Consider the following 18,288-nt stretch of genomic DNA (forward strand, 5'->3'; position numbering starts at 1 on the left):
GCGGGTTACACCAAGCAAAACCGCTTAGCTATCCCGCCCTAAGCAAGGTGATATGCAGAGGGCACGGCATGCTGTGCCCCTACAGAGCCAGCGCATAAATAAAGAATTCACGGTTCCCATCGCCACCGTTAATCGAGCTGGCAAAGTAATCTTTCACGCTAAATCCAGCCGCTATTGCGGCTGTTTTTATTTTGGCCTCTACCTCGGCATAAAGGCTTTCGTTTTTAACAATGCCGCCACGGGCAATGCCTGCCTTGCCAACTTCAAACTGTGGTTTCACCAAGAACAACAACGCTGCTTGGGGTTGCAGCATAGAGCGCAGCGCCGGTAAGATCAACGTGAGCGAGATAAACGATACATCGCCCACAATCAGCTGCAGCGGCCCATCTTGGGCGCTAGCAATCAGCTCTGGGCTAAGGTGACGGGCGTTTACACCTTCAAACTGCACGATACGGCGATCCGCCAGCAGCCTAGGGTGTAGCTGGCCGTGGCCGACTTCTACTCCGATCACTTTGCGTGCCCCAGCTTGCAGCAGGCAATCGCTAAAACCACCAGTAGAAATCCCCACATCGAGCACTTGCATACCCGCTACATCCACACCCGCTTGAGCGAGAGCCCCTGCCAACTTGAAACCACCACGAGAAACAAAGCGATCACTCTCATCAGCCGCCAGCTGTAGTACGCAATCCTGCGCCAGTTTCAGGCTGGCTTTGCTAATCACCCTACCCGCACTACTCACTCGCCCAGCGGCAATCATACCTTGAGCGGTGGTACGCGACGGCGCTAGGCCCTGCTCAACTAATAACACATCAACACGCAACATTAGTGCACCGGCTTCTTCACGCACCCTTAGTCCACCAAATCCATTCTCCATCGCTCCAAGCTGCACCACTGGCGGTGCGCATGGCAGCTAGATCATAAATCCGGCTATCAACACGTAGCCTTACCTGCTCCATATCTGCACTGGACGTTATATAAAACTGCGCCGAGCCGCATTGATAACGCCCCGTAATCTCATTTGGCGTAGCCAAAGCCGCGCCACTCAGTAACATTAAAGCCAGTGCACGCAACATTAGAACCGCTCCGTTGCAGAAAGATAGCGCCATTTCCCCGGCGGCAAATCGCCCAGTAAAACCTTACCAATCCGAATCCGCTTTAAGCCCACCACTTCTAAGCCAACTAGCTCGCACATGCGGCGAATTTGGCGTTTTTTACCTTCGCGCAAAATAAAGCGCAGCTGGTTTTCATTTTGCCAGCTCACGCGTGCCGGTTTCAGTGCCTTGCCATCTAGACTTAAGCCGTGGTTCAGCTTTTTCATGCCATCGCTGGAAAGCTGTCCTGTTACCCGCACTAGATATTCTTTCTCAACATTAGAGCCTTCACCAACCAGCGTTTTAGCCACTACGCCATCTTGAGTCAGCACCAATAAACCAACCGAATCGATATCCAAGCGCCCAGCCGGGGCCAAATCACGCATATGCGGGGGCACAAAGCGTATTCCGCTGGTATCGCCTTCCCAATGGTTGTCCGGCACCACCAATGCCACGGCGGGGGTGTAGCCTTTTTCAGCTTGCCCAGACACATAACCCACGGGCTTATTCACGAGGATAGTCACTCGGCCAGCCTGAGTGGCTTTAGCCGCTGGCTCTAAGCTCACGGTTTGGCTAGGCAGCACCTTGCTACCCAACACATCCACAACTACGCCATCGACTTTAACCCAGCCTTTGGCAATATATTCATCGGCCTCACGGCGCGAACAAAGGCCCAGCTCAGCTAGGCGCTTTGATAATCGTAATTCTTCCATAAACCCTTATCCTTTCATTTCACTGTCCACATCCACAAGCATAAGCCAAGTAAGATGCGTAACTAACCATTTTCGCACGAGAGCGCCCTTGCCATGGAATATCTTGCTGTAAAACATCTACATATGCTGTGTGTGGCCCTGTCTGCGGGGCTATTTTTGCTGCGTGGCGGCCTAATGCTGCAAGGCTCCGCCTACTTGCAGAACAAATTTCTACGTATTGCGCCGCATATTATTGACACCCTGTTGCTGCTGAGCGCCATTCGCCTAGCCATGCTCTACCCCGGCCCCAAGATGTGGCTGGTGGCTAAAGTCTGTGGGCTGTTGGTGTATATCGTACTGGGGACAATCGCGCTAAAACGTGGCAAAACCAAAACAATCCGTGTAACTGCCCTAATCGCAGCGATCGCTTGTTTTGCCTATATTGTGGCGGTGGCATTGAGCAAGAATGCTCTATTAGGCTTCGCGGGGTGAAATGAACTGATGTGATGCGTAAGGGCTTTTAGCCCACCCAAAAAACAAAGAAATGCCTGATTATGTCTCTTGCGCAAACTCAGCATAAACGTCTTAGGGCGGGTGCACCACGTGGGGAAAAAACCCCGCCTACCCTACAAATTCTATCCCCTTAAGTGAATAGAATTGGGGTGCAAGCCGCTAAATTTAAAGTATAAAAAACGGTGGGGTGCACCAACCTTACAAATGCATCAATTAACCAGCTGAAACCAGTACTTAAATAGTATGGCTCGCCTGCCAATGCCCAGACTTACCGCCTTGTTTTTCTAGCAAGCGGATCTGCGACATAATCATGCCGCGATCCACCGCTTTGCACATATCGTAGATGGTTAAGAGGGCGATATTCAGCGCGGTAAGTGCTTCCATCTCTACCCCTGTACGCCCAACTGTTTCTGCAGTGACTTCGCAGCGCACAAGGCTGCCTGCCCGATCAATCGTGAAATCCACGCTCACGCTGGTCAGCGGGATAGGGTGGCAAAGTGGGATTAAATCTGCGGTACGTTTAGACGCCATAATCCCAGCAATCCGTGCCACGCCCAGCACATCGCCTTTTTTATGGCTGCCGGTTTCAATCAGATGCAAGGTGGTGGGCAACATACGAATTTCGCCCACGGCACGGGCAATGCGGTGGCTATCTACCTTGCCCGCCACATCCACCATATGCGCTTCGCCATTGGCATTGAAATGCGTGAGCCCTGATGTGCTATCTGCACTCTGATCCGTTGCTCGGTAGGGCATAGGAATGGTATCAACGCCAGATAGCCGTGCAGCGCAGGCAGCTAAATCATCTTGGGTATTTAGATTAGGGAAGGCTAAATCGGGGAAATCTACATATTGCAGCTTCAAGCTCTCTTGCCATGCAGACAACTTCAACTCTTGTCTAGATAACCTATCCATTAAAGAAGGCAAGACATCGTGACGCAGCATGCAAATGGTTGGATGTACTTGCCCATCAGGGGTGCGTGCCATCGCCACTTGTGTTTCATCTAGCTCTATCTTTGCCAATAGTTTTTCCACCAAATCGGCAGGCAAAAACGGCACATCACATGGCAAAACTAAAAGGTATGTAGCGGGAGATGCTAATAAGGCCGAATGTATTCCAGCCAGAGGCCCCGGATGCCCTGGGTAAACATCACGCAAAACAGGCGCACCAAAACGCGCATAATCAGGCAAATTACGGTTGGCCGAGATTAAAACATGATCAACAGCACGAGTCTGCCGCGATAAGGCTTCTAAGCTCCACTCCACCAAGGGACGGCCAGATAGCTCAACCAAGCCTTTATCACGCCCTCCCATGCGACGCCCTTCGCCACCAGCCAGAATGACTGCATCCAAAATCATGTTAAATCACCCTCAAATACTGCCAACGATCCAGCGCGCTTTGATCACTTGATCGTGCATCAACCCATTGCAGGCAAGCAGCAGTTCCTTCTTTTTTCCAGAACGGCGCCTGTGTTTTTAGGAAATCCATAATAAATGCATTTGCTTCATAGGCCGCTTGCCGGTGCTTTGATGCCGTTAACACCAGCACAATTTGCTCTGCGGCTTGCAAAGCGCCAATACGGTGAATTACCGTCACGGCTTGCAGGGGCCAATATTGGCAAGCCTCAGCCACTATTTTAGCGAGGGCTTTTTCGGTCATACCTGGATAATGCTCTAAATGCATGGCAGTAATGCTTTGATCTAAATCGCGCACACGGCCCACAAAAGCCACAATTGCACCCATGCTGGCATCGTGATCAAAGCGCGCGTATTCCGCAGCTAAATCAAAATCTGCGCTCTGCACTAGGATTCGGATATCCGCCATTAGCCCCCCGTCACAGGAGGAAAAATAGCTACTTCTGCATGGCTTGGAATCATATCGCTGAGTTGAGCCATTTCTTGATTAACGGCGACTCTAAATATTTTATTGCCCGATAATTCCGCAGCCCAAATATCACCGCGCGCTATCAATATTGCAATCAATCCAGCCACGGTTACGGGGCTTGGCATGGGCAGCTCTTCGCTTTCACAGGAAAATACATCACGCAGCTGAGCAAAATACAAAACACGAATCATGGTCATCCCTAAAACCGCTATTGCTTAAAACTCAGCTTGGTCCATTTTTTGGGCACTGCTAGCAGCGCTCCCAAACATAAGTAAGCCAGCAGGCCTCGTTTATTTCATGTAAATAGCTTATTATTGATACTGTACTACATCAAGCTTACTTATATGTCTTAAGCATAGCATTAATCACCCCATTCATCGCATGCTATGGAGTGGAATAAACTGCACGCTATCCCCAAGCTTAATCGTTTCACCCACGGCAATATCAACTAAGCCATCGCCCCAAACTAAAGACGTTAATACACCAGAGCCTTGCTGTGGATAAATCTCTACATGGCCTTGTTCATTTAACCTACCACGCAAAAACTCGCGGCGATTGCCTGCTTTTTTCCAATCAAAGGCCGCCATTAATTTAAACCTTGCTGGTTCCAGCGTTAAACACGCCAAACGAGCCAATAAAAAAGGCCGCACTAATAGTAAAAAGGTCACTAGGCTAGAAACCGGATTACCCGGTAAGCCAATAAAATCACAATCGCCAATTCGCCCATAGGCAAAAGGCTTGCCTGGCTTAATGGCGATTTTCCATAACTCTAAACGGCCTAGCTGCTCTACCGCACCCTTAACATGATCCTCTTCCCCCACCGATACCCCACCCGAGGTAATCAATACATCGTGCTGCTTTGCTGCGGTTTGCAGAATATCTCGAGTCAGCTCCGCATCATCCGGCACAATGCCTAAGTCAGTAATCAGGCAATCCTCCAGTAGTGCAGTCAGGGCATAGCGGTTGGAATTATAAATTTGACCTGCAGCAAGTGGCTGGCCGAGCTCCACTAGCTCGTCACCGGTCGATAGCAAGGCCACTCTTAAGCGCTGCTTCACGGTGAGCTCTGCAACGCCAATCGATGCGGCTAAGCCAATCGCCGCAGGGCTAAGCCGCGTTCCCGCTGGCAAAATCACGCTACCCACTTCGATATCTTCGCCACGCAAACGAATATTGCTTCCCAGCTCAACGGGCTGGGCGATATAAACTTGCCCATCCACAGCGCGGCAATCCTCCTGCATCACCACCACATTCGCTCCAGCAGGAATAGGCGCACCGGTAAAGATGCGCGCCGCTTCGCCCACATTTAAAGCGTGCCCAACTTCACCAGCGGCAATCCGCTGCACAAGCTTAAAGCTATCCGGCCATGCATCTCCAATATGCAGGGCGTAACCATCCATAGCGCTATTATCAAAGCCTGGCACGGCCATCTGCGAAACCACGTTCTGACTGAGAACACGGCCATTAGCTTGGCTCAGCGGCAATACTTCCACCAAACTGGAAACACGGGCTGCTTGGATTAAACGGGAGAGTGCAGTATCAAAATCTAGCATGGCAGATCGCTAATAAACGCCGCAATGGCTGCAGCTTGGTTAAGATCGAGTACAGGCAAGGAGCTTTGGAGTGGGGAATCGCTGGCTATCGCAATAATATAGGGATCCACCAAAGCGGGATGGCTGGTGCGGCGGACTTCTAGCTTAGGAATAGCCGCCGTTTTAAAGCCTTCAACCAGCACTAAATCAACGGGGGCCATGCGCGCTAACAACGCGCTTAAAGGCAGCGGCTCTGGCATTTCATGCTGTAGGACAAAGCGCTTTGGCGTAGCGAGTAATACTTCCTCCGCACCGGCAGCCCTAAATCGTGTGCTGTCTTTGCCCTCGGGCTCAAACTCCACATCATGATGCGTATGTTTAATTATGCTGACTTTAAGCCCCAAGCGCGCTAATTCTGGCAGCAGTTTTTCGATCAGGGTGGTCTTGCCACAGCCTGACCACCCCACAATAGCTAAAACACGCTGAGAATTTGCAAAGGACAATTAAATCTCGATCCAGAAATCTTTGGTAGGCAGAGCGCTGACTAAGGGCTGAAATTGCTTGCTCTCTTCATCAAACCCCAGCAAAGCACCGTGCTCAAAATCAAAGAACCAACCATGTAAACTCAGCGCACCACTGTCAAGGCGCTGTTTAATCCAAGAAAAAGTTTCTAGATTAACCAGCGAATCACGAATCGCTTCCAGCTCACACGCCCGATACTGGGTGGCTTTATCAGCATTGGGCAGCTGCTCCAAGACCCGTTGTTTTGCCTTACTAGCAATATGGATCCAGCGACCCAAGAAATCGTCTTTATCCACGATATCATTGCTATCCATTAAGCCTTTGATACCGCCGCAATGGCTATGCCCTAGTACCACAATCCGGCTGACATTAAGTACCGTCACGGCGTATTGCAGGGCCGCCGAGACCCCTTGATTGGTTGTACCCTGCTCAAATGGCGGCACCAAATTAGCCACGTTACGAATGATGAACATTTCACCCGGTGCACATTGGGTAAGTATGGCGGGATCAACCCGCGAATCACAGCAGCCTATCAACACAGTCGTTGGTGTCTGGCCAGCGCGTAAACGGTCAAACAAAGCGGTTTCACCAGCAAAATATTGTTGCTGGAATTCACGAAAACCTTCAATAAACTGATGCAAATCGGCCATAGGGGTTTACCCGTAAGAATAGACGGGCTGATTATCCACCACAGACTGATTGCATGAAAGAAAAACATACGCCATAGAAAATGACTTTAACCACCGGTCTGTGACATAAAGCGCACAATCTGCAGCGGCGCTTCTTTAAACTCATGTTTTTCAGGCTTTAATTCGATAGCCTCGCCAATCGCGGCCAAAATCTCAGTATCGCTGGCTCCGCCTCTAAGCAGTGGCCTGAAAGAAAACTTCTCTTCCTGCCCCAAGCACATATAAAGCGTGCCATCTACGGCCAGCCGAATCCGATTACAGGTGGCACAGAAATGCTGTGAAATGGGTGTAATAAAACCAATCCGGCCACGCCCATCGCTGGTTTTCCAGTAACGAGCGGGGCCACCGCCCAATTCCAAGGCCTCCGGCTCTAAAGCTAGACGCGCCACCAGCGAATCTCTGACCTCATCCAGTGGCATATATTGCGCATTACGCCCGGTTTCCCCCATCGGCATGGCTTCAATCAAGCGCAAAATAAAGCCATTTTGGAGACAAAAAGCCGCCATATTTTCAATTTCATGGTCGTTCACACCACGCATGGCAACCATATTAATTTTGATGGGATCAAAGCCAACGGCTTTCCCAGCCATAATCCCAGCCATAATTTTTTCAAACGCCGCTTTACCCACAATGCCTTCCAAACAGGCTTTTTCTAACGAATCTAAGCTAACATTAATCCGGCTAATGCCCGCCGCTTTGAGCGCAGCAGCGTGTTTTTCTAACTGAGTGGCATTGGTCGACAGGGATAAATCACGGATACCTGGTAAGGCGGCAATTCTTGCGGCCAGCAGCGGCAAATCTTTACGCAGCAGTGGCTCACCGCCCGTTAAACGCACCCGCCCCACTCCCGCTTGAGCAAACAAGCCGATTAAACGCGTCATTTCATCAAACGTGAGCCAGTGTGCGGGTTCTTCAAAATCAGAGAAACCTTTAGGCATGCAGTAGCTACAACGCAAATCACAACGGTCTGTGACTGAAACGCGCAAATAGCTGATAGAACGTCCGAACCGATCTTGAAGCATGGCTTTTCTCCTGCGGCTTATTCTACTGTGTTTTTTGCCTCAAAAGCTTAGTCGGACGAGGGAGGGAAACTACTACTAAATAGATAGAAATAGTTTTCAAGGGAATCGGATGAGCCAAACATAACAAGGCCCATCCTCGGCCTTATTACTGAGCGGCTTCAGTGCCTGGCAAAGTGTAGCCCTCAATCTTTGCTGCGCTTACGAGCGTTTGTAGATATTGATTCATGGCACGGCGAGTAGCCACATCGCTCAGAAACTCGGCGAGTTTGGCTTTTACTTCATCAAAGCTCACCATTGCGCCTTCTGCCTTGCTGCCTGCACGAATGATATGTAAACCAAAACGCGTTTCAACCAAATCACCGGCCACTTCGCCTTCATTTAGACTAAAAGCCACTTGTTCAAATTCTGGCACCATTTGGCCACGGCCAAATTGGCCTAGATTGCCACCCTGCTGGCCCGATGGGCAGCTGGAATGTTGGCGTGCCAATTCTTCAAATTTTTCTGGATTGGCTTTGACTTCAGCCAAAACCGCATTCGCCAACACAGTATCTACTGGCTCGGATTCGCTGGCTTTAAATAAAATATGGCTGCCTTCTACCGTTTCGCCACGCACAAAGGATTGTGGGTTATTGTCGTAATACTGCTGGCAAGCGGCCTCATCGGGGTCGGTGATTTTCACTTCAGTTTGCAGCAATAAACCAATCGTTTCTTCTGGGCTAGCCGCTTCAATCGCAAGTGTTGCAGCACGTTGTAGCAGTAACTCACGCAAAATTAGCTCTTGTACCGTTGCATCTATTGCAGATGGAGCATCCTGATGATGCTGGCTTTCTGCCGCAATCATTGCATCGGTAATCTCAACACCATTCACAGTAATGCTCATCATATTTCCTGAATTCTTTATTGATTGAGCCAATGAAATGGGGGCTGAATGCACGCATTTCTAGCCCCCAAAACATCCACTCACGCAATAAATCAGAAAAGACCTACTTGTAACTCATCAAACCAATTGATAAACCGTTCCACGTCATCCCCCGAATAAACCGACCCATGCTGCGGGCAAAGCATGTCTATTTTTAAACTGGCCACCCTTTCACACCACACCCGCTTCGCACTATTTGAGCCCATCCAGCGCTTATGAAAGCCCTCAGCAAAGCGAATATGCCGATCAAAATCAGTCACAAATAAATCGCTATTCCCTTCTGGCAGCAAAGCAGCTCCCACATCGCCAGAAAAAAGCACTCGAGCAAAGGGATCATAAAGATGAAAATTACCTGAGGAATGTAGATAGTGGGCAGGAATGGTGCTGAGGTGAGCACTACCAACGACCATTTCACTGCCTTGATCAGGAATGCTGATCATGGTGTCACTTGAACCGCCGAAGTGCGGAACAAAAGTAGCCCATAAACCAGAAATATGGCACTTCAGCGCGGGATTAAACTCTAGCCAAAGCGCCAAAGACGAAATCACATCGGGGTCTTGGTGTGAAGAAAAAATAGTACGAATAAGCCGAGGATCAAGCACCGAGCTTACGGCTGAAAATACGGCAGGAAAAACTTCCAAGCCACCTGGATCGGTAATTAACGCCTCTCCCGCACAGCTAATCACATATTCATTGGTATCGATTAAATGATTGGGGCGCTCAGGATCTCGCGAGATAGCAAACCAGCGATGATCTCCCTGCTCAAACAATACTTGGGCTTTTTTCATTTCATCTTCCCAGAAATGCGCCTTAACTCTTCTAACCTTGGCACGATAGAATCAACCTTGCTGGCAAAATCATTGGATAACTCCGCCAATACATTAGAGTGCTCACCGGAATACGCCGATTCAATTCGAGCGGCACGCGCAATCACCACCCCAAAGACACAGGCCTGATAAGCCTCATCAATATATTCTGACAAGCGTTGATGTACGATGCGTAAGCGCGCCGCGTGCTCATCACTGGCAACCCGTGTGCGCGTCAGCGTATCGGCTAAGTAGGTGGTATTGTCCGCAGACTGCTCAGAAGTATGCTGCAACATCTGATTACGCCGCTCTTGTGTCATGCCCTGCGAGGATTCAGCCAACATATCTTGGCTGGCACTACTCAGCCGATTCATGCTGCCTTGCAGTTGCAAAGATAGTTCTCGTAATTCGCCCGAAATTACCCCAAACCCACGTGCCATTCGGCCCGCTCGTTTGGCTAATAAAATGGCGTTTAAGCCCATTAGATTAATTTCAAAGCAATTCCAAATCACCATTTTGATATTTTCATTAATCAAAACTGTATTTTGTAGTTCAGTTGCAATAGCTGCCATGAGCTAGCCCCCCCGCACGGCTCGTCCCAAATAACGAGCTTTTTCTTTATAGATCACTAAGTGAGTAGAAAGAAGAGCAAGTGAGCATTCCAAGAGAAACTGACAAAACTAAATTTTTTTAGCTTGATTTTATGATATTGGTTTGAAAAATAGCAGGTAAGAGGCCTTAAGCCCTTCAGTACACCATGCATATTTAAAAGCCATAAAAATAGGCCTTCCGAAGAAGGCCCATTTCAAAAGCGCGCTAGCGTAAAATTAATACGCCTTACCACTCGTTACTTTCTCTGCTTTGATTTTCCACTGCCCGCCTTGTTTCACCATCTCTAAAGTCTTTTGCACTACATCGGTGTAGTCTTTTGACTTATAACTTTGGCTAAAGCTGGCTTCAGCTTGTGTTTCATTCAACTGCTTCAGCTTCATATTGCTCAGCGTAATGGTTAAATCACCTTGCTTGCCCACGCGAGTGCGACGGAATGCTTTCCATTTATCCACGCTCATGCCATTGCTTGGCACAAAACTATCCGCATAAAAAGCGAGGTAATCATCCGTACGTTTTTCTGCCCACGCTTTGGACCATTTGTCGGCTAGATCCATACCAAATTGTGCAAGTTCTTTGCTCACTGGCGCGTCTTTAGCTGCTTCTGGGGCCGTGGCGACAGCTGCTGGGGCAAGTGAAGGACGATTTGCCATTGCGGCATCGCGATCCATCACGTATTCCTTCGGCATTTCAGCGCTACAACGAACACGCTCATCATCGAGCTGATTATCGTCCAGCGCTTCAGGTGCGGCAGCTTCTAGAGGCGCCAGCTTGAGTGCAGCCAACAATTGATGCGTTTGAGTTAAAATACCCGCTTCTGAGGTTTTTAAATCATAAACCGCATTTACAACTGAGCGCTTAGCAGTAAACAGCTCGTTTTCTGTATCCAACAAATCTAATAGCGTGCGCTGGCCGATATCAAACTGCTTGCGATAAGCATCGCGTGATTTCTCTGTAGAAAGTTGGTGCTGATCGAGAAATTTCATTTGCTCATTCAAGCGACGAACATCATTCCACGCAATCTGCGTAGTTTGGCGAATATCACGGCATGTTTTATCACGTAATTCGTAGGCCGTATTCAGCTTTTCAACTGCACCGCGAGTACGTGCACTGTCGCGCCCGCCGCTAAATAAGTTGTAATTTAAATTAAGCTGGATAGTACGATCTTGAAAAGTACCGCTAATGCCATCGCGATCACGATCTAAAGCTTGTTTTGCAACCAGCTCTAGCTTGGGGTAATTATTTGCTTTACGTGTTTCGGCATCGCTACGCGCTGAGCGAATATTGGATACTGCTGCCAAAAAGCCAGGGTTTTGCTTTAAAGCGGTAGCTAATGCAATATCCCCTGCTTTTGGTAATGCCGCCCGCAAATCTTGTGATGGTGCTAAAGCTGCGGCTGGTGCCTCGCCAACAATACGTTGAAAACGTGCAGAAACATCGTGCAAATTAGATAGGTCGGTGAGCCAATTAGATTCAGCTAAAGCTAAGCGGCCAGAGGCTTGTTCTAAATCAACTCGGCGGCCTACTCCGGCTTTAACCCGCTCCTCAATTTGCCCTAAAATTTCTTTATGCAAAGCAAAATTGTCTTGAGCCAAAGCCACCAATTCACGGTAACGCAGCACATCTTGATAAGCACGTACAGTTTCAAATGCAATTTGATCAGAAGAAGCAAGTAACTCGTAATAACGGGTTAGCCTTGCATAACCTAAACGCTGGACTTCATTGCTCGTTGCAAAACCATCAAACAACATTTGGCGTAAAGTCAGTGAAGCGCCTGGATGATTAAACCCACCGGTGTCGCCGCTTGGCCGTTTTTCCCACTCACGCCCCGCAAAAGCCTGAAAATCAAGCTGGGGCATATAGCCACCACGCGCAGCCGATACATCTTCAACGGATGCTTTAAATTCAAACCAGCGTGCGCGTAATTCAGGATTATTGCTAATGGCCCGCTCTGCCGCTTCTTGCAAAGAAGCAGGGGCAGCAGCTTGTGCGCCAATACTGCACAATGCCAAGGCAACAGCCAAGCATAACTTTTTTTTCATCTTTTTAATCCCGTGTGGTTCGCAAGTACAATTATTTTGATGTGCTCGCCATGATGGCCAAGCCATTGTTTTGTGTTGCCAAAATTATAGAGTAGTCACTTTCTTTCGGCTAGCTGCGTTTATAATTGTAAGTTGGACAATTAGGTTTAATTAAACCAATATAAAGACAGTTACTTAAAAATTATAGACCCATGCTCCAACGCCCCCTATCTTACTTACAAAAAATAACAATTTGGCTTTTAATCGCCACATCACTGGCCTTGCACGCGGCAGCAGGCTTAGATTTTGATCGTTTACAAAAATCATTAGTACAGCGCTGGGGGCAAACACCTGTTCGCTTATTTAGCGACTGGCAAACATTAATTAATGAGGCCCGTAACGTAACTGAAACCGACAAACTAAAACGAATTAATGATTTTTTTAATCGTAGAATTCAATTTGGCGATGACCAAACTATCTGGAATGCACCTGATTATTGGGCAACCCCACTTGAAACCATAGGCAAAGGTGCTGGAGATTGCGAGGATTTTGCCATTATTAAATATTTCAGTTTAAAAGAACTAGGTGTAGCAAAAGAGAAACTGCGTTTAACCTACGTTAAAGCTAAAATTGGCGGTGCCTCCAGTAATATTAGCCAAGCTCATATGGTTTTAACTTATTACCCCAGTGCTGACGCAGAACCATTAGTATTGGATAATTTACTTAATGATATTCGCCCTGCTTCACGCCGCCCTGATTTAACTCCTGTATTCAGTTTTAATAGTGATGGAATTTTTACTGGCGCAAGCGCACAACCATCAGGACCCGTCGATAAATTATCTCGCTGGAAAGATCTTATTTCAAAAATGAAAGCAGAAGGTTACGAGGCTGATTAATTCTCTATACAGTGTGTTTAACATCACAATCATTTATATCAATAGGGCATTGAAATGCGGAAACGAATGCCCAGCTCTGCCAAGGAAATACCATGTCACTCTTTCGCCAGCTTTGGATGATGATTATTTTGGCCACCTTAGTGGCCTTTGCCGGCAGCTTTATCGTCAGCGTGTATACAGCACGTGGATATTTAGAGCAGCAGCTGTTTACGCAAAGTAATGACAATGCCTCGTCTTTAGCGCTATCTATGTCGCAACAAAGTAAAGACCCCGCCACAATAGAGCTAAATGTCGCAGCCCTGTTTGATACCGGCCACTTTGAGTTAATTCGTTTTAGCGATAATCATGGCAAATCAATTGTTGAGCGCACAAATAACGATAAAGCCGATGGGGTACCTAACTGGTTTGTTAAAACCTTCCCCTTACAAATTGCCTTTGGTAAAGCACAGGTTAGTGATGGCTGGAAGCAGGCGGGCACCGTCACCGTTGTTGCTCATTCACGCTTTGCTTATCAGGCACTTTGGGAAGGCGCAATAAGACTATTTATTTGGATTATTGGGGCTGGCTTAGTCTGTGGCGCAGGTTTACAAGTGCTGCTGAACTGGGTCAAAAAACCAATCACGCAAATGGTTGAACAAGCCGAGGCGATTAGCGAGCGACGTTTTATTACGATTCCAGAGCCACGTTATAAAGAATTAAAAAGCGTCGTCAATGCCATGAACACGATGGTTAGCCGTGTCAAAACCATGTTTTCTGAACAGGCGGCACGCATCGACGCCCTGCGCAGCGAAGCCAATCGAGATACGCTCACTCAACTGCCTAACCGTAGCTTTTTTATGGGGCGTTTATCACAAACCTTAGAAGACGATGAAGCAGCCCCCAGCGGCATTTTGCTCATTATGCGTTTACATGACTTAGCGGGAGTCAATCGCCGCCTCGGGCGAGAGCGTGCCGATCAATTTCTGCAAATGGCAGCAGGCCGGCTTGCCTCTCTCACGGGGCAAGAGCCCGATTGGTTGGTGGCCCGTTTAAATGGTGCGGACTTTGCCTTACTCGCCCCCGGCCTAGATCGCCAACAAGGCTTAGATTTAGCCAAGAATTTACATCAGGGCTTAGCTGAGCTACGCCAACATGAGCTAACTGATGCCGATGATTTAGCCGCCATCGGCATTGCTACATATCAACATAATGACAGCATTAGCCAGCTACTAGCAGGGACAGACCAAGCACTCGCTCAAGCAGAAAGCAATGGGGCCAATGGTACAGGCCACGTCAGCAGTGCCAGCGCTACCCAAGCCTTACCAGCCCAAGACTGGCAGCCCCTATTACAAAAAGCATTTAAAAACCATTGCTTTGAATTGGCATCTTTCCCCGCACTATTGGTTGATGGTCAGCCTTTACATCGCGAGCTGCTGCTGCGCTTACGCCATCCAGAAACGAAGGAGCTGCTCACTGCTGGCACTTTCATGCCATTTATTAGCCGCTTAGGCTTGAGCAATACCCTAGACTTAGAATCCGTTCAGCTAGCTTGCGCTGAGCTTAAATTACACGATGCGCAGCTTGCAATTAACCTAGAAGCTAAATCTATTGCGGATGAGCAATTTATTGAAGATTTACTGCTTATCTTACAGCAACATAAAAATGCAACCCATCGTCTGTGGTTTGAAGTCAATGAATTTGGCTTTAGAGATGAGATCACTGCATTAGCCAATTTTGCCCAAAAAGTGCGCCCTTTAGGCTGCAAAGTTGGGATTAAACACTTTGGCCGTCATTTTGGTAGCATCCCTCAACTTTACGAATTGCAACTTGATTACTTAAAAATTGACGGTAGCTTTATTCAAGCCATTGACCAACATCCAGGCAATCAAAACTTGGTAAAAGCCATCATCGGGATTGCCTCTGGCCATGATATTTTAACCATCGCTGAGCGGGTACAAACACAAAGTGAATGGGATATGCTTAAAACATTAGGCATTAATGGCTTAAGCGGCCCTGTTGCCAGCAAGGCAAAGTAACAGGCCTGCATACAAATTTGAATGCCCCTAACTTGAGCAGTGATGTAATAAAAAAACGGCCAGTTTGCACTGGCCGTTTTACTTGAGCATTAACTTCTTAATCAGTAACCAACTTACCCTTATTCAGCAGGTCTTGGATAATTGCTGAGTCTGCTAGGCTGCCATTACTGGTTAGATCAACGCCTGATAACACGATGCGTTGATCATCACTATTTGCATTAAACACCCCTGTAAAGCTACCGGCACTACTGACATGGAGAATGGTATCAGTGCCTGATTTTTCGAAGTGCAAATATTGAGTTAGATTGCCCGAACCTACAGTGTGGTTTTCTGATTGCAATAAATCCCGCAAATCAAGACGATCACCACCGGCGTTATAGCTTGCACTATTAAAATCGGTAATCTTATCAATATCAGGCGTACCAACCAGCCCTTTATCCGCCAAAGCCCAGCGGAAGGTATCGGCGCCCAAACCACCCGTTAAGGTGTCACTCCCCGCACCCCCTTCAATACGGTCTGCCCCTGCCCCCGCATTGATCACATCTTGGCCTGCACCACCATGAATAATATCGCGCCCCGCAGAGCCGGTAATCGTATCAGATAGATTTGTACCCGTTACTTCTTGCCCACTACGTACAAGGTAATGCCCATTACTACTTGGATTTTCAATAATATCTTGCAGCTCAGTGAGCACTGGGGCTTGTGTGCCATGGAACAGGGCCATGTCATTAATCCCTAGGGTGACATAGGCACTATCAGCCGCGCCTGTTGGCTTAAATTCTACTTGCAAAGCTGCATTGCCTCCCTGCTCCCAATACAGCACTTCTAAATTATGCATTCCTTCGCTAATCACCACGCCGGTTTGAACACGGAAGGTTGGTGGTTGATTAGCATTGTATTCAAACACCGATTGCCCATCGATTGCGATACGATAACCATCATCTGCTAACACACGAATATCGTAAGTACCTGCAGCAAAGTAGGCCCCACCCACCATCCGCATAATTGAGTCCGTGGTATTACCAAAAGTGCTGGTTGCGGCTAATCCAGCGGTATCTGCTCCTGCATTATTAGCCCCCAGAAAGTTATACAAATTACCAGCAGTAATCGCAGAGCCTGCAGTGACCGCGTTATTAGTCCCTAAATTCCCAGTAACCGTTGGAGTAAGACCGTATTTAATCGCATCAGCAATAAAGGTGGCATCACTGGCCGCCGCACTGGCTTCAAGCTGCGTACCCACAATATTACTACCTTGACGGCCATTAATCACCGATGTGATATCACTGATATTGTCGAGGTTTCCAACGGTGTTATCTTGGCTTTGCACGTTATAAATCACGCCACCAGCCTTATCTGGATCGTTGTTATAGCCAAAAAACTCACCATGCAAACCACGGGCACTATCCGCAATCGCCGTTGTTGAAACGCTTAATTGCATGGTATTCCCTTGAGCCGGCGGAACAACATTGATTGTGAGATGGCTATTAGACTGATCTAAATCGCCGTCATTATCAATCAAGGTAAATGCAATATTTTCACTGCTACCAGAAGTTTTAATTACCGGTGGGGTATAGGCGTATTTGCCATCATCCATATCGATCGCAAATTGCCCACCCAAAATGGTATTCACTTTTAGCTGATGAGTCGCCGCATCAAAGAAATAAGCACCCGCCGCAGCCGTAGTAGTAATTGAATTACCTGCCACATTGAAGGTGTATTTCACACCATCCACGGTAATGTCATTCATATGGCCACCATCGGCACCAAAGCCCGAGGCCACACCAGCAATCGTTCCAGTTAAATCACCTGCATTTGGAGCCACTACCGTATCCCTTAGGATGGGCGGCAATTGCGTCAAATCAGTCACAATGATGGCGTTAGCTTCTGAGCCTGATCCTGTTCCATTGTATGCAAGTGGATTCAAATTAACATCGGTTACCCCTGAGCCTAAGCCCAAAGCGAGTGAATTAATATGGTTAGCTTGCAAGAAAGCCGTCCAAACATGCTCTTCAGTTGCATCTAGCCCTAGCCCAGGATTAGGTGCGCCATCAGAGAAGAAATAGCCAATATTTTGCCCGCCAACAATCTTGCCTGCATCTGCAAAGTGAGTTGTCACTTGGCCAACAGCAGCATCATAATTTGTCCCACCATCACTAATAAGCCCAGCTAAAACAGCTTTAGCTTCACTAACTGACATCCATGTTTGCCCGCCACTTTGCTGAGTGACAGAGGAGGAGCTAAACGTAACCAGCATTACTTTAACGTCACCCAAAATATCGTAATCGTCGATTAATTTAGCAATCGCCTCCTTAGCAACCTGCAGCCTTGTTTTGCCAGTGATCCCACTTGGGTCCCCCATACTGCCGGAAATATCAAGCGTCAGAACCAAATTGCTATCCACATTTGGAATCTGCACATTAGCCGTTTGGCTATGCCCAATTGGAGCATCATCTTCAACATTAACAGTTAGCGTGCCGGTTGAACTTAAAGCACCATCTGAGACTTTAACCCCCACATTAAATGACTTCACATCCTCAACACTATTAACCGGATGATCAATCGGCGCTTTCAAGGTGACAGTGTAATGCCCTGCATTATCAATACTAATGGTTGCAACAACAGGGCCACCCACACCAGCGGTGGCGGCTAAATCATGTGTTCCACTGCCACTCCATACCAAGGCATGCCCACCAGACGACAATGCCGTTGTTGGAGCAATCAAAGAGGTTGTTAAAACAGGGCTATCAGGATCACTAATTGCAATCGTACCGGTGCTAACGGTACTGTCAGTAGTATCTGTGGGTGACCCTGTAGAGTCTTTAATCCCTCCAAGCAAGCCCTCTTCCGAAACCGTAGCACTGGCGTTACCGATGACTGGGGCCTGATTAACATCGTTATCCAGAATTCCACCGGTTGCGGTCACACCACCAATCGTGAGCGGTACGGTTTCTGGGGAGATTTCAACCAGAGTGTCATCAACGGTTGGCAAGGTGACTGCAAAGCTGGTCACTCCGGCTGGCACGGTGATTTTGCCGGTAGCAGCATCATAGGTCACACCATTGCTAAAGGTGGCTGT

Annotated in this window: 18 protein-coding genes and 1 pseudogene; 3 read left to right on the forward strand and 16 right to left on the reverse strand. The window is 48.0% G+C overall.

The features are described 5' to 3' along the window. Positions 1-79 precede the first annotated feature (79 nt). The 3 genes from Q0R17_RS03815 to Q0R17_RS03825 are packed head-to-tail and all read right to left on the reverse strand — an operon-like array spanning position 80 to position 1,804. Positions 80-874, reverse strand: coding sequence for a TlyA family RNA methyltransferase (locus tag Q0R17_RS03815; protein ID WP_293932252.1), 795 nt, complete (start codon positions 872-874; stop codon positions 80-82). Then, on the reverse strand, positions 840-1,073 hold the full coding sequence (locus Q0R17_RS03820) for an MliC family protein (protein WP_293932254.1): 234 nt from the start codon (positions 1,071-1,073) through the stop codon (positions 840-842). The genes Q0R17_RS03815 and Q0R17_RS03820 overlap by 35 nt, the downstream gene beginning before the upstream one ends. Continuing rightward, entirely contained in the window at positions 1,073-1,804 is a 732-nt protein-coding gene (locus Q0R17_RS03825; RefSeq protein ID WP_130106279.1) for a pseudouridine synthase, read from the reverse strand. Before Q0R17_RS03825 ends, Q0R17_RS03820 begins: the two co-directional genes overlap by 1 nt. 93 nt (positions 1,805-1,897) lie before the next feature. Here Q0R17_RS03825 and Q0R17_RS03830 point away from each other — a divergent pair, with 93 nt between their 5' ends. Beyond that, complete coding sequence (locus tag Q0R17_RS03830; RefSeq protein ID WP_293932257.1) at positions 1,898-2,275, forward strand: SirB2 family protein; 378 nt, start codon at positions 1,898-1,900, stop codon at positions 2,273-2,275. A gap of 255 nt (positions 2,276-2,530) precedes the next feature. Here the strand turns inward: Q0R17_RS03830 and moaC are convergent, their stop codons facing one another. The 12 genes and pseudogenes from moaC to Q0R17_RS03890 all read right to left on the reverse strand — a co-directional run bounded on the left by moaC (position 2,531) and on the right by Q0R17_RS03890 (position 12,322). Next, positions 2,531-3,052, reverse strand: coding sequence for a cyclic pyranopterin monophosphate synthase MoaC (gene moaC, locus Q0R17_RS03835; RefSeq protein ID WP_293932286.1), 522 nt, complete (start codon positions 3,050-3,052; stop codon positions 2,531-2,533). A 51-nt stretch (positions 3,053-3,103) separates the two neighbouring features. Beyond that, positions 3,104-3,655 (reverse strand): annotated as a pseudogene (gene mobA / locus Q0R17_RS03840) (molybdenum cofactor guanylyltransferase MobA); the annotation flags it as partial. A gap of 1 nt (position 3,656) precedes the next feature. Continuing rightward, positions 3,657-4,121, reverse strand: a complete 465-nt coding sequence (gene moaE / locus Q0R17_RS03845) for a molybdopterin synthase catalytic subunit MoaE (protein WP_293932259.1) — start codon at positions 4,119-4,121, stop codon at positions 3,657-3,659. Further along, positions 4,121-4,372 carry a MoaD/ThiS family protein gene (locus tag Q0R17_RS03850; protein WP_293932261.1) on the reverse strand — a complete coding sequence of 84 codons (252 nt, stop codon included), beginning with the start codon at positions 4,370-4,372 and terminating at the stop codon, positions 4,121-4,123. Before Q0R17_RS03850 ends, moaE begins: the two co-directional genes overlap by 1 nt. Positions 4,373-4,555: 183 nt before the next feature. Beyond that, entirely contained in the window at positions 4,556-5,734 is a 1,179-nt protein-coding gene (glp, locus tag Q0R17_RS03855) for a gephyrin-like molybdotransferase Glp (protein ID WP_293932263.1), read from the reverse strand. Continuing rightward, complete coding sequence (gene mobB / locus Q0R17_RS03860; RefSeq protein WP_293932265.1) at positions 5,728-6,216, reverse strand: molybdopterin-guanine dinucleotide biosynthesis protein B; 489 nt, start codon at positions 6,214-6,216, stop codon at positions 5,728-5,730. Before mobB ends, glp begins: the two co-directional genes overlap by 7 nt. Next, positions 6,217-6,885, reverse strand: coding sequence for a carbonic anhydrase (locus Q0R17_RS03865; RefSeq protein ID WP_293932267.1), 669 nt, complete (start codon positions 6,883-6,885; stop codon positions 6,217-6,219). 86 nt (positions 6,886-6,971) lie between these two features. After that, positions 6,972-7,946 (reverse strand): GTP 3',8-cyclase MoaA, encoded by a 975-nt coding sequence (moaA, locus tag Q0R17_RS03870; RefSeq protein ID WP_293932269.1) that lies wholly within the window; start codon positions 7,944-7,946, stop codon positions 6,972-6,974. 145 nt (positions 7,947-8,091) lie between these two features. Beyond that, the gene (locus tag Q0R17_RS03875) at positions 8,092-8,829 is read right to left on the reverse strand and encodes a peptidylprolyl isomerase (RefSeq protein ID WP_293932271.1); all 738 of its coding nucleotides are present in this window, start codon (positions 8,827-8,829) and stop codon (positions 8,092-8,094) included. A gap of 89 nt (positions 8,830-8,918) precedes the next feature. Next, the gene (locus Q0R17_RS03880) at positions 8,919-9,653 is read right to left on the reverse strand and encodes an MBL fold metallo-hydrolase (RefSeq protein WP_293932273.1); all 735 of its coding nucleotides are present in this window, start codon (positions 9,651-9,653) and stop codon (positions 8,919-8,921) included. After that, on the reverse strand, positions 9,650-10,243 hold the full coding sequence (locus Q0R17_RS03885) for a hypothetical protein (RefSeq protein ID WP_293932275.1): 594 nt from the start codon (positions 10,241-10,243) through the stop codon (positions 9,650-9,652). Before Q0R17_RS03885 ends, Q0R17_RS03880 begins: the two co-directional genes overlap by 4 nt. Before the next feature lie 255 nt (positions 10,244-10,498). Further along, complete coding sequence (locus tag Q0R17_RS03890) at positions 10,499-12,322, reverse strand: TolC family outer membrane protein (RefSeq protein ID WP_293932277.1); 1,824 nt, start codon at positions 12,320-12,322, stop codon at positions 10,499-10,501. Positions 12,323-12,513: 191 nt separating this feature from the next. On the opposite strand from Q0R17_RS03890, the gene Q0R17_RS03895 reads away from it, so the two are divergent. Further along, on the forward strand, positions 12,514-13,197 hold the full coding sequence (locus Q0R17_RS03895; RefSeq protein WP_293932279.1) for a transglutaminase-like cysteine peptidase: 684 nt from the start codon (positions 12,514-12,516) through the stop codon (positions 13,195-13,197). Between the two features lie 92 nt (positions 13,198-13,289). Further along, positions 13,290-15,212 carry an EAL domain-containing protein gene (locus tag Q0R17_RS03900; RefSeq protein ID WP_293932281.1) on the forward strand — a complete coding sequence of 641 codons (1,923 nt, stop codon included), beginning with the start codon at positions 13,290-13,292 and terminating at the stop codon, positions 15,210-15,212. A gap of 97 nt (positions 15,213-15,309) precedes the next feature. On the opposite strand, the gene Q0R17_RS03905 is transcribed toward Q0R17_RS03900, so the two are convergent. Further along, a partial coding sequence (locus tag Q0R17_RS03905) for a type I secretion C-terminal target domain-containing protein (protein WP_293932283.1) occupies positions 15,310-18,288 on the reverse strand: 2,979 nt, incomplete at its 5' end.

It is taken from the genome of Iodobacter sp. (genome assembly GCF_025352645.1).
Classification (GTDB): Bacteria; Pseudomonadota; Gammaproteobacteria; order Burkholderiales; family Chitinibacteraceae; genus Iodobacter.

Coding starts and splice junctions, on each gene's coding strand:
- Q0R17_RS03815 (WP_293932252.1), bottom strand. CDS start 874: ATGGAGAATGGATTTGGTGGACTAAGGGTGCGTGAAGAAGCCGGTGCA.
- Q0R17_RS03820 (WP_293932254.1), bottom strand. CDS start 1,073: ATGTTGCGTGCACTGGCTTTAATGTTACTGAGTGGCGCGGCTTTGGCT.
- Q0R17_RS03825 (WP_130106279.1), bottom strand. CDS start 1,804: ATGGAAGAATTACGATTATCAAAGCGCCTAGCTGAGCTGGGCCTTTGT.
- Q0R17_RS03830 (WP_293932257.1), top strand. CDS start 1,898: ATGGAATATCTTGCTGTAAAACATCTACATATGCTGTGTGTGGCCCTG.
- moaC (WP_293932286.1), bottom strand. CDS start 3,052: ATGCCCTACCGAGCAACGGATCAGAGTGCAGATAGCACATCAGGGCTC.
- moaE (WP_293932259.1), bottom strand. CDS start 4,121: ATGGCGGATATCCGAATCCTAGTGCAGAGCGCAGATTTTGATTTAGCT.
- Q0R17_RS03850 (WP_293932261.1), bottom strand. CDS start 4,372: ATGATTCGTGTTTTGTATTTTGCTCAGCTGCGTGATGTATTTTCCTGT.
- glp (WP_293932263.1), bottom strand. CDS start 5,734: ATGCTAGATTTTGATACTGCACTCTCCCGTTTAATCCAAGCAGCCCGT.
- Q0R17_RS03865 (WP_293932267.1), bottom strand. CDS start 6,885: ATGGCCGATTTGCATCAGTTTATTGAAGGTTTTCGTGAATTCCAGCAA.
- moaA (WP_293932269.1), bottom strand. CDS start 7,946: ATGCTTCAAGATCGGTTCGGACGTTCTATCAGCTATTTGCGCGTTTCA.
- Q0R17_RS03875 (WP_293932271.1), bottom strand. CDS start 8,829: ATGATGAGCATTACTGTGAATGGTGTTGAGATTACCGATGCAATGATT.
- Q0R17_RS03880 (WP_293932273.1), bottom strand. CDS start 9,653: ATGAAAAAAGCCCAAGTATTGTTTGAGCAGGGAGATCATCGCTGGTTT.
- Q0R17_RS03885 (WP_293932275.1), bottom strand. CDS start 10,243: ATGGCAGCTATTGCAACTGAACTACAAAATACAGTTTTGATTAATGAA.
- Q0R17_RS03890 (WP_293932277.1), bottom strand. CDS start 12,322: ATGAAAAAAAAGTTATGCTTGGCTGTTGCCTTGGCATTGTGCAGTATT.
- Q0R17_RS03895 (WP_293932279.1), top strand. CDS start 12,514: ATGCTCCAACGCCCCCTATCTTACTTACAAAAAATAACAATTTGGCTT.
- Q0R17_RS03900 (WP_293932281.1), top strand. CDS start 13,290: ATGTCACTCTTTCGCCAGCTTTGGATGATGATTATTTTGGCCACCTTA.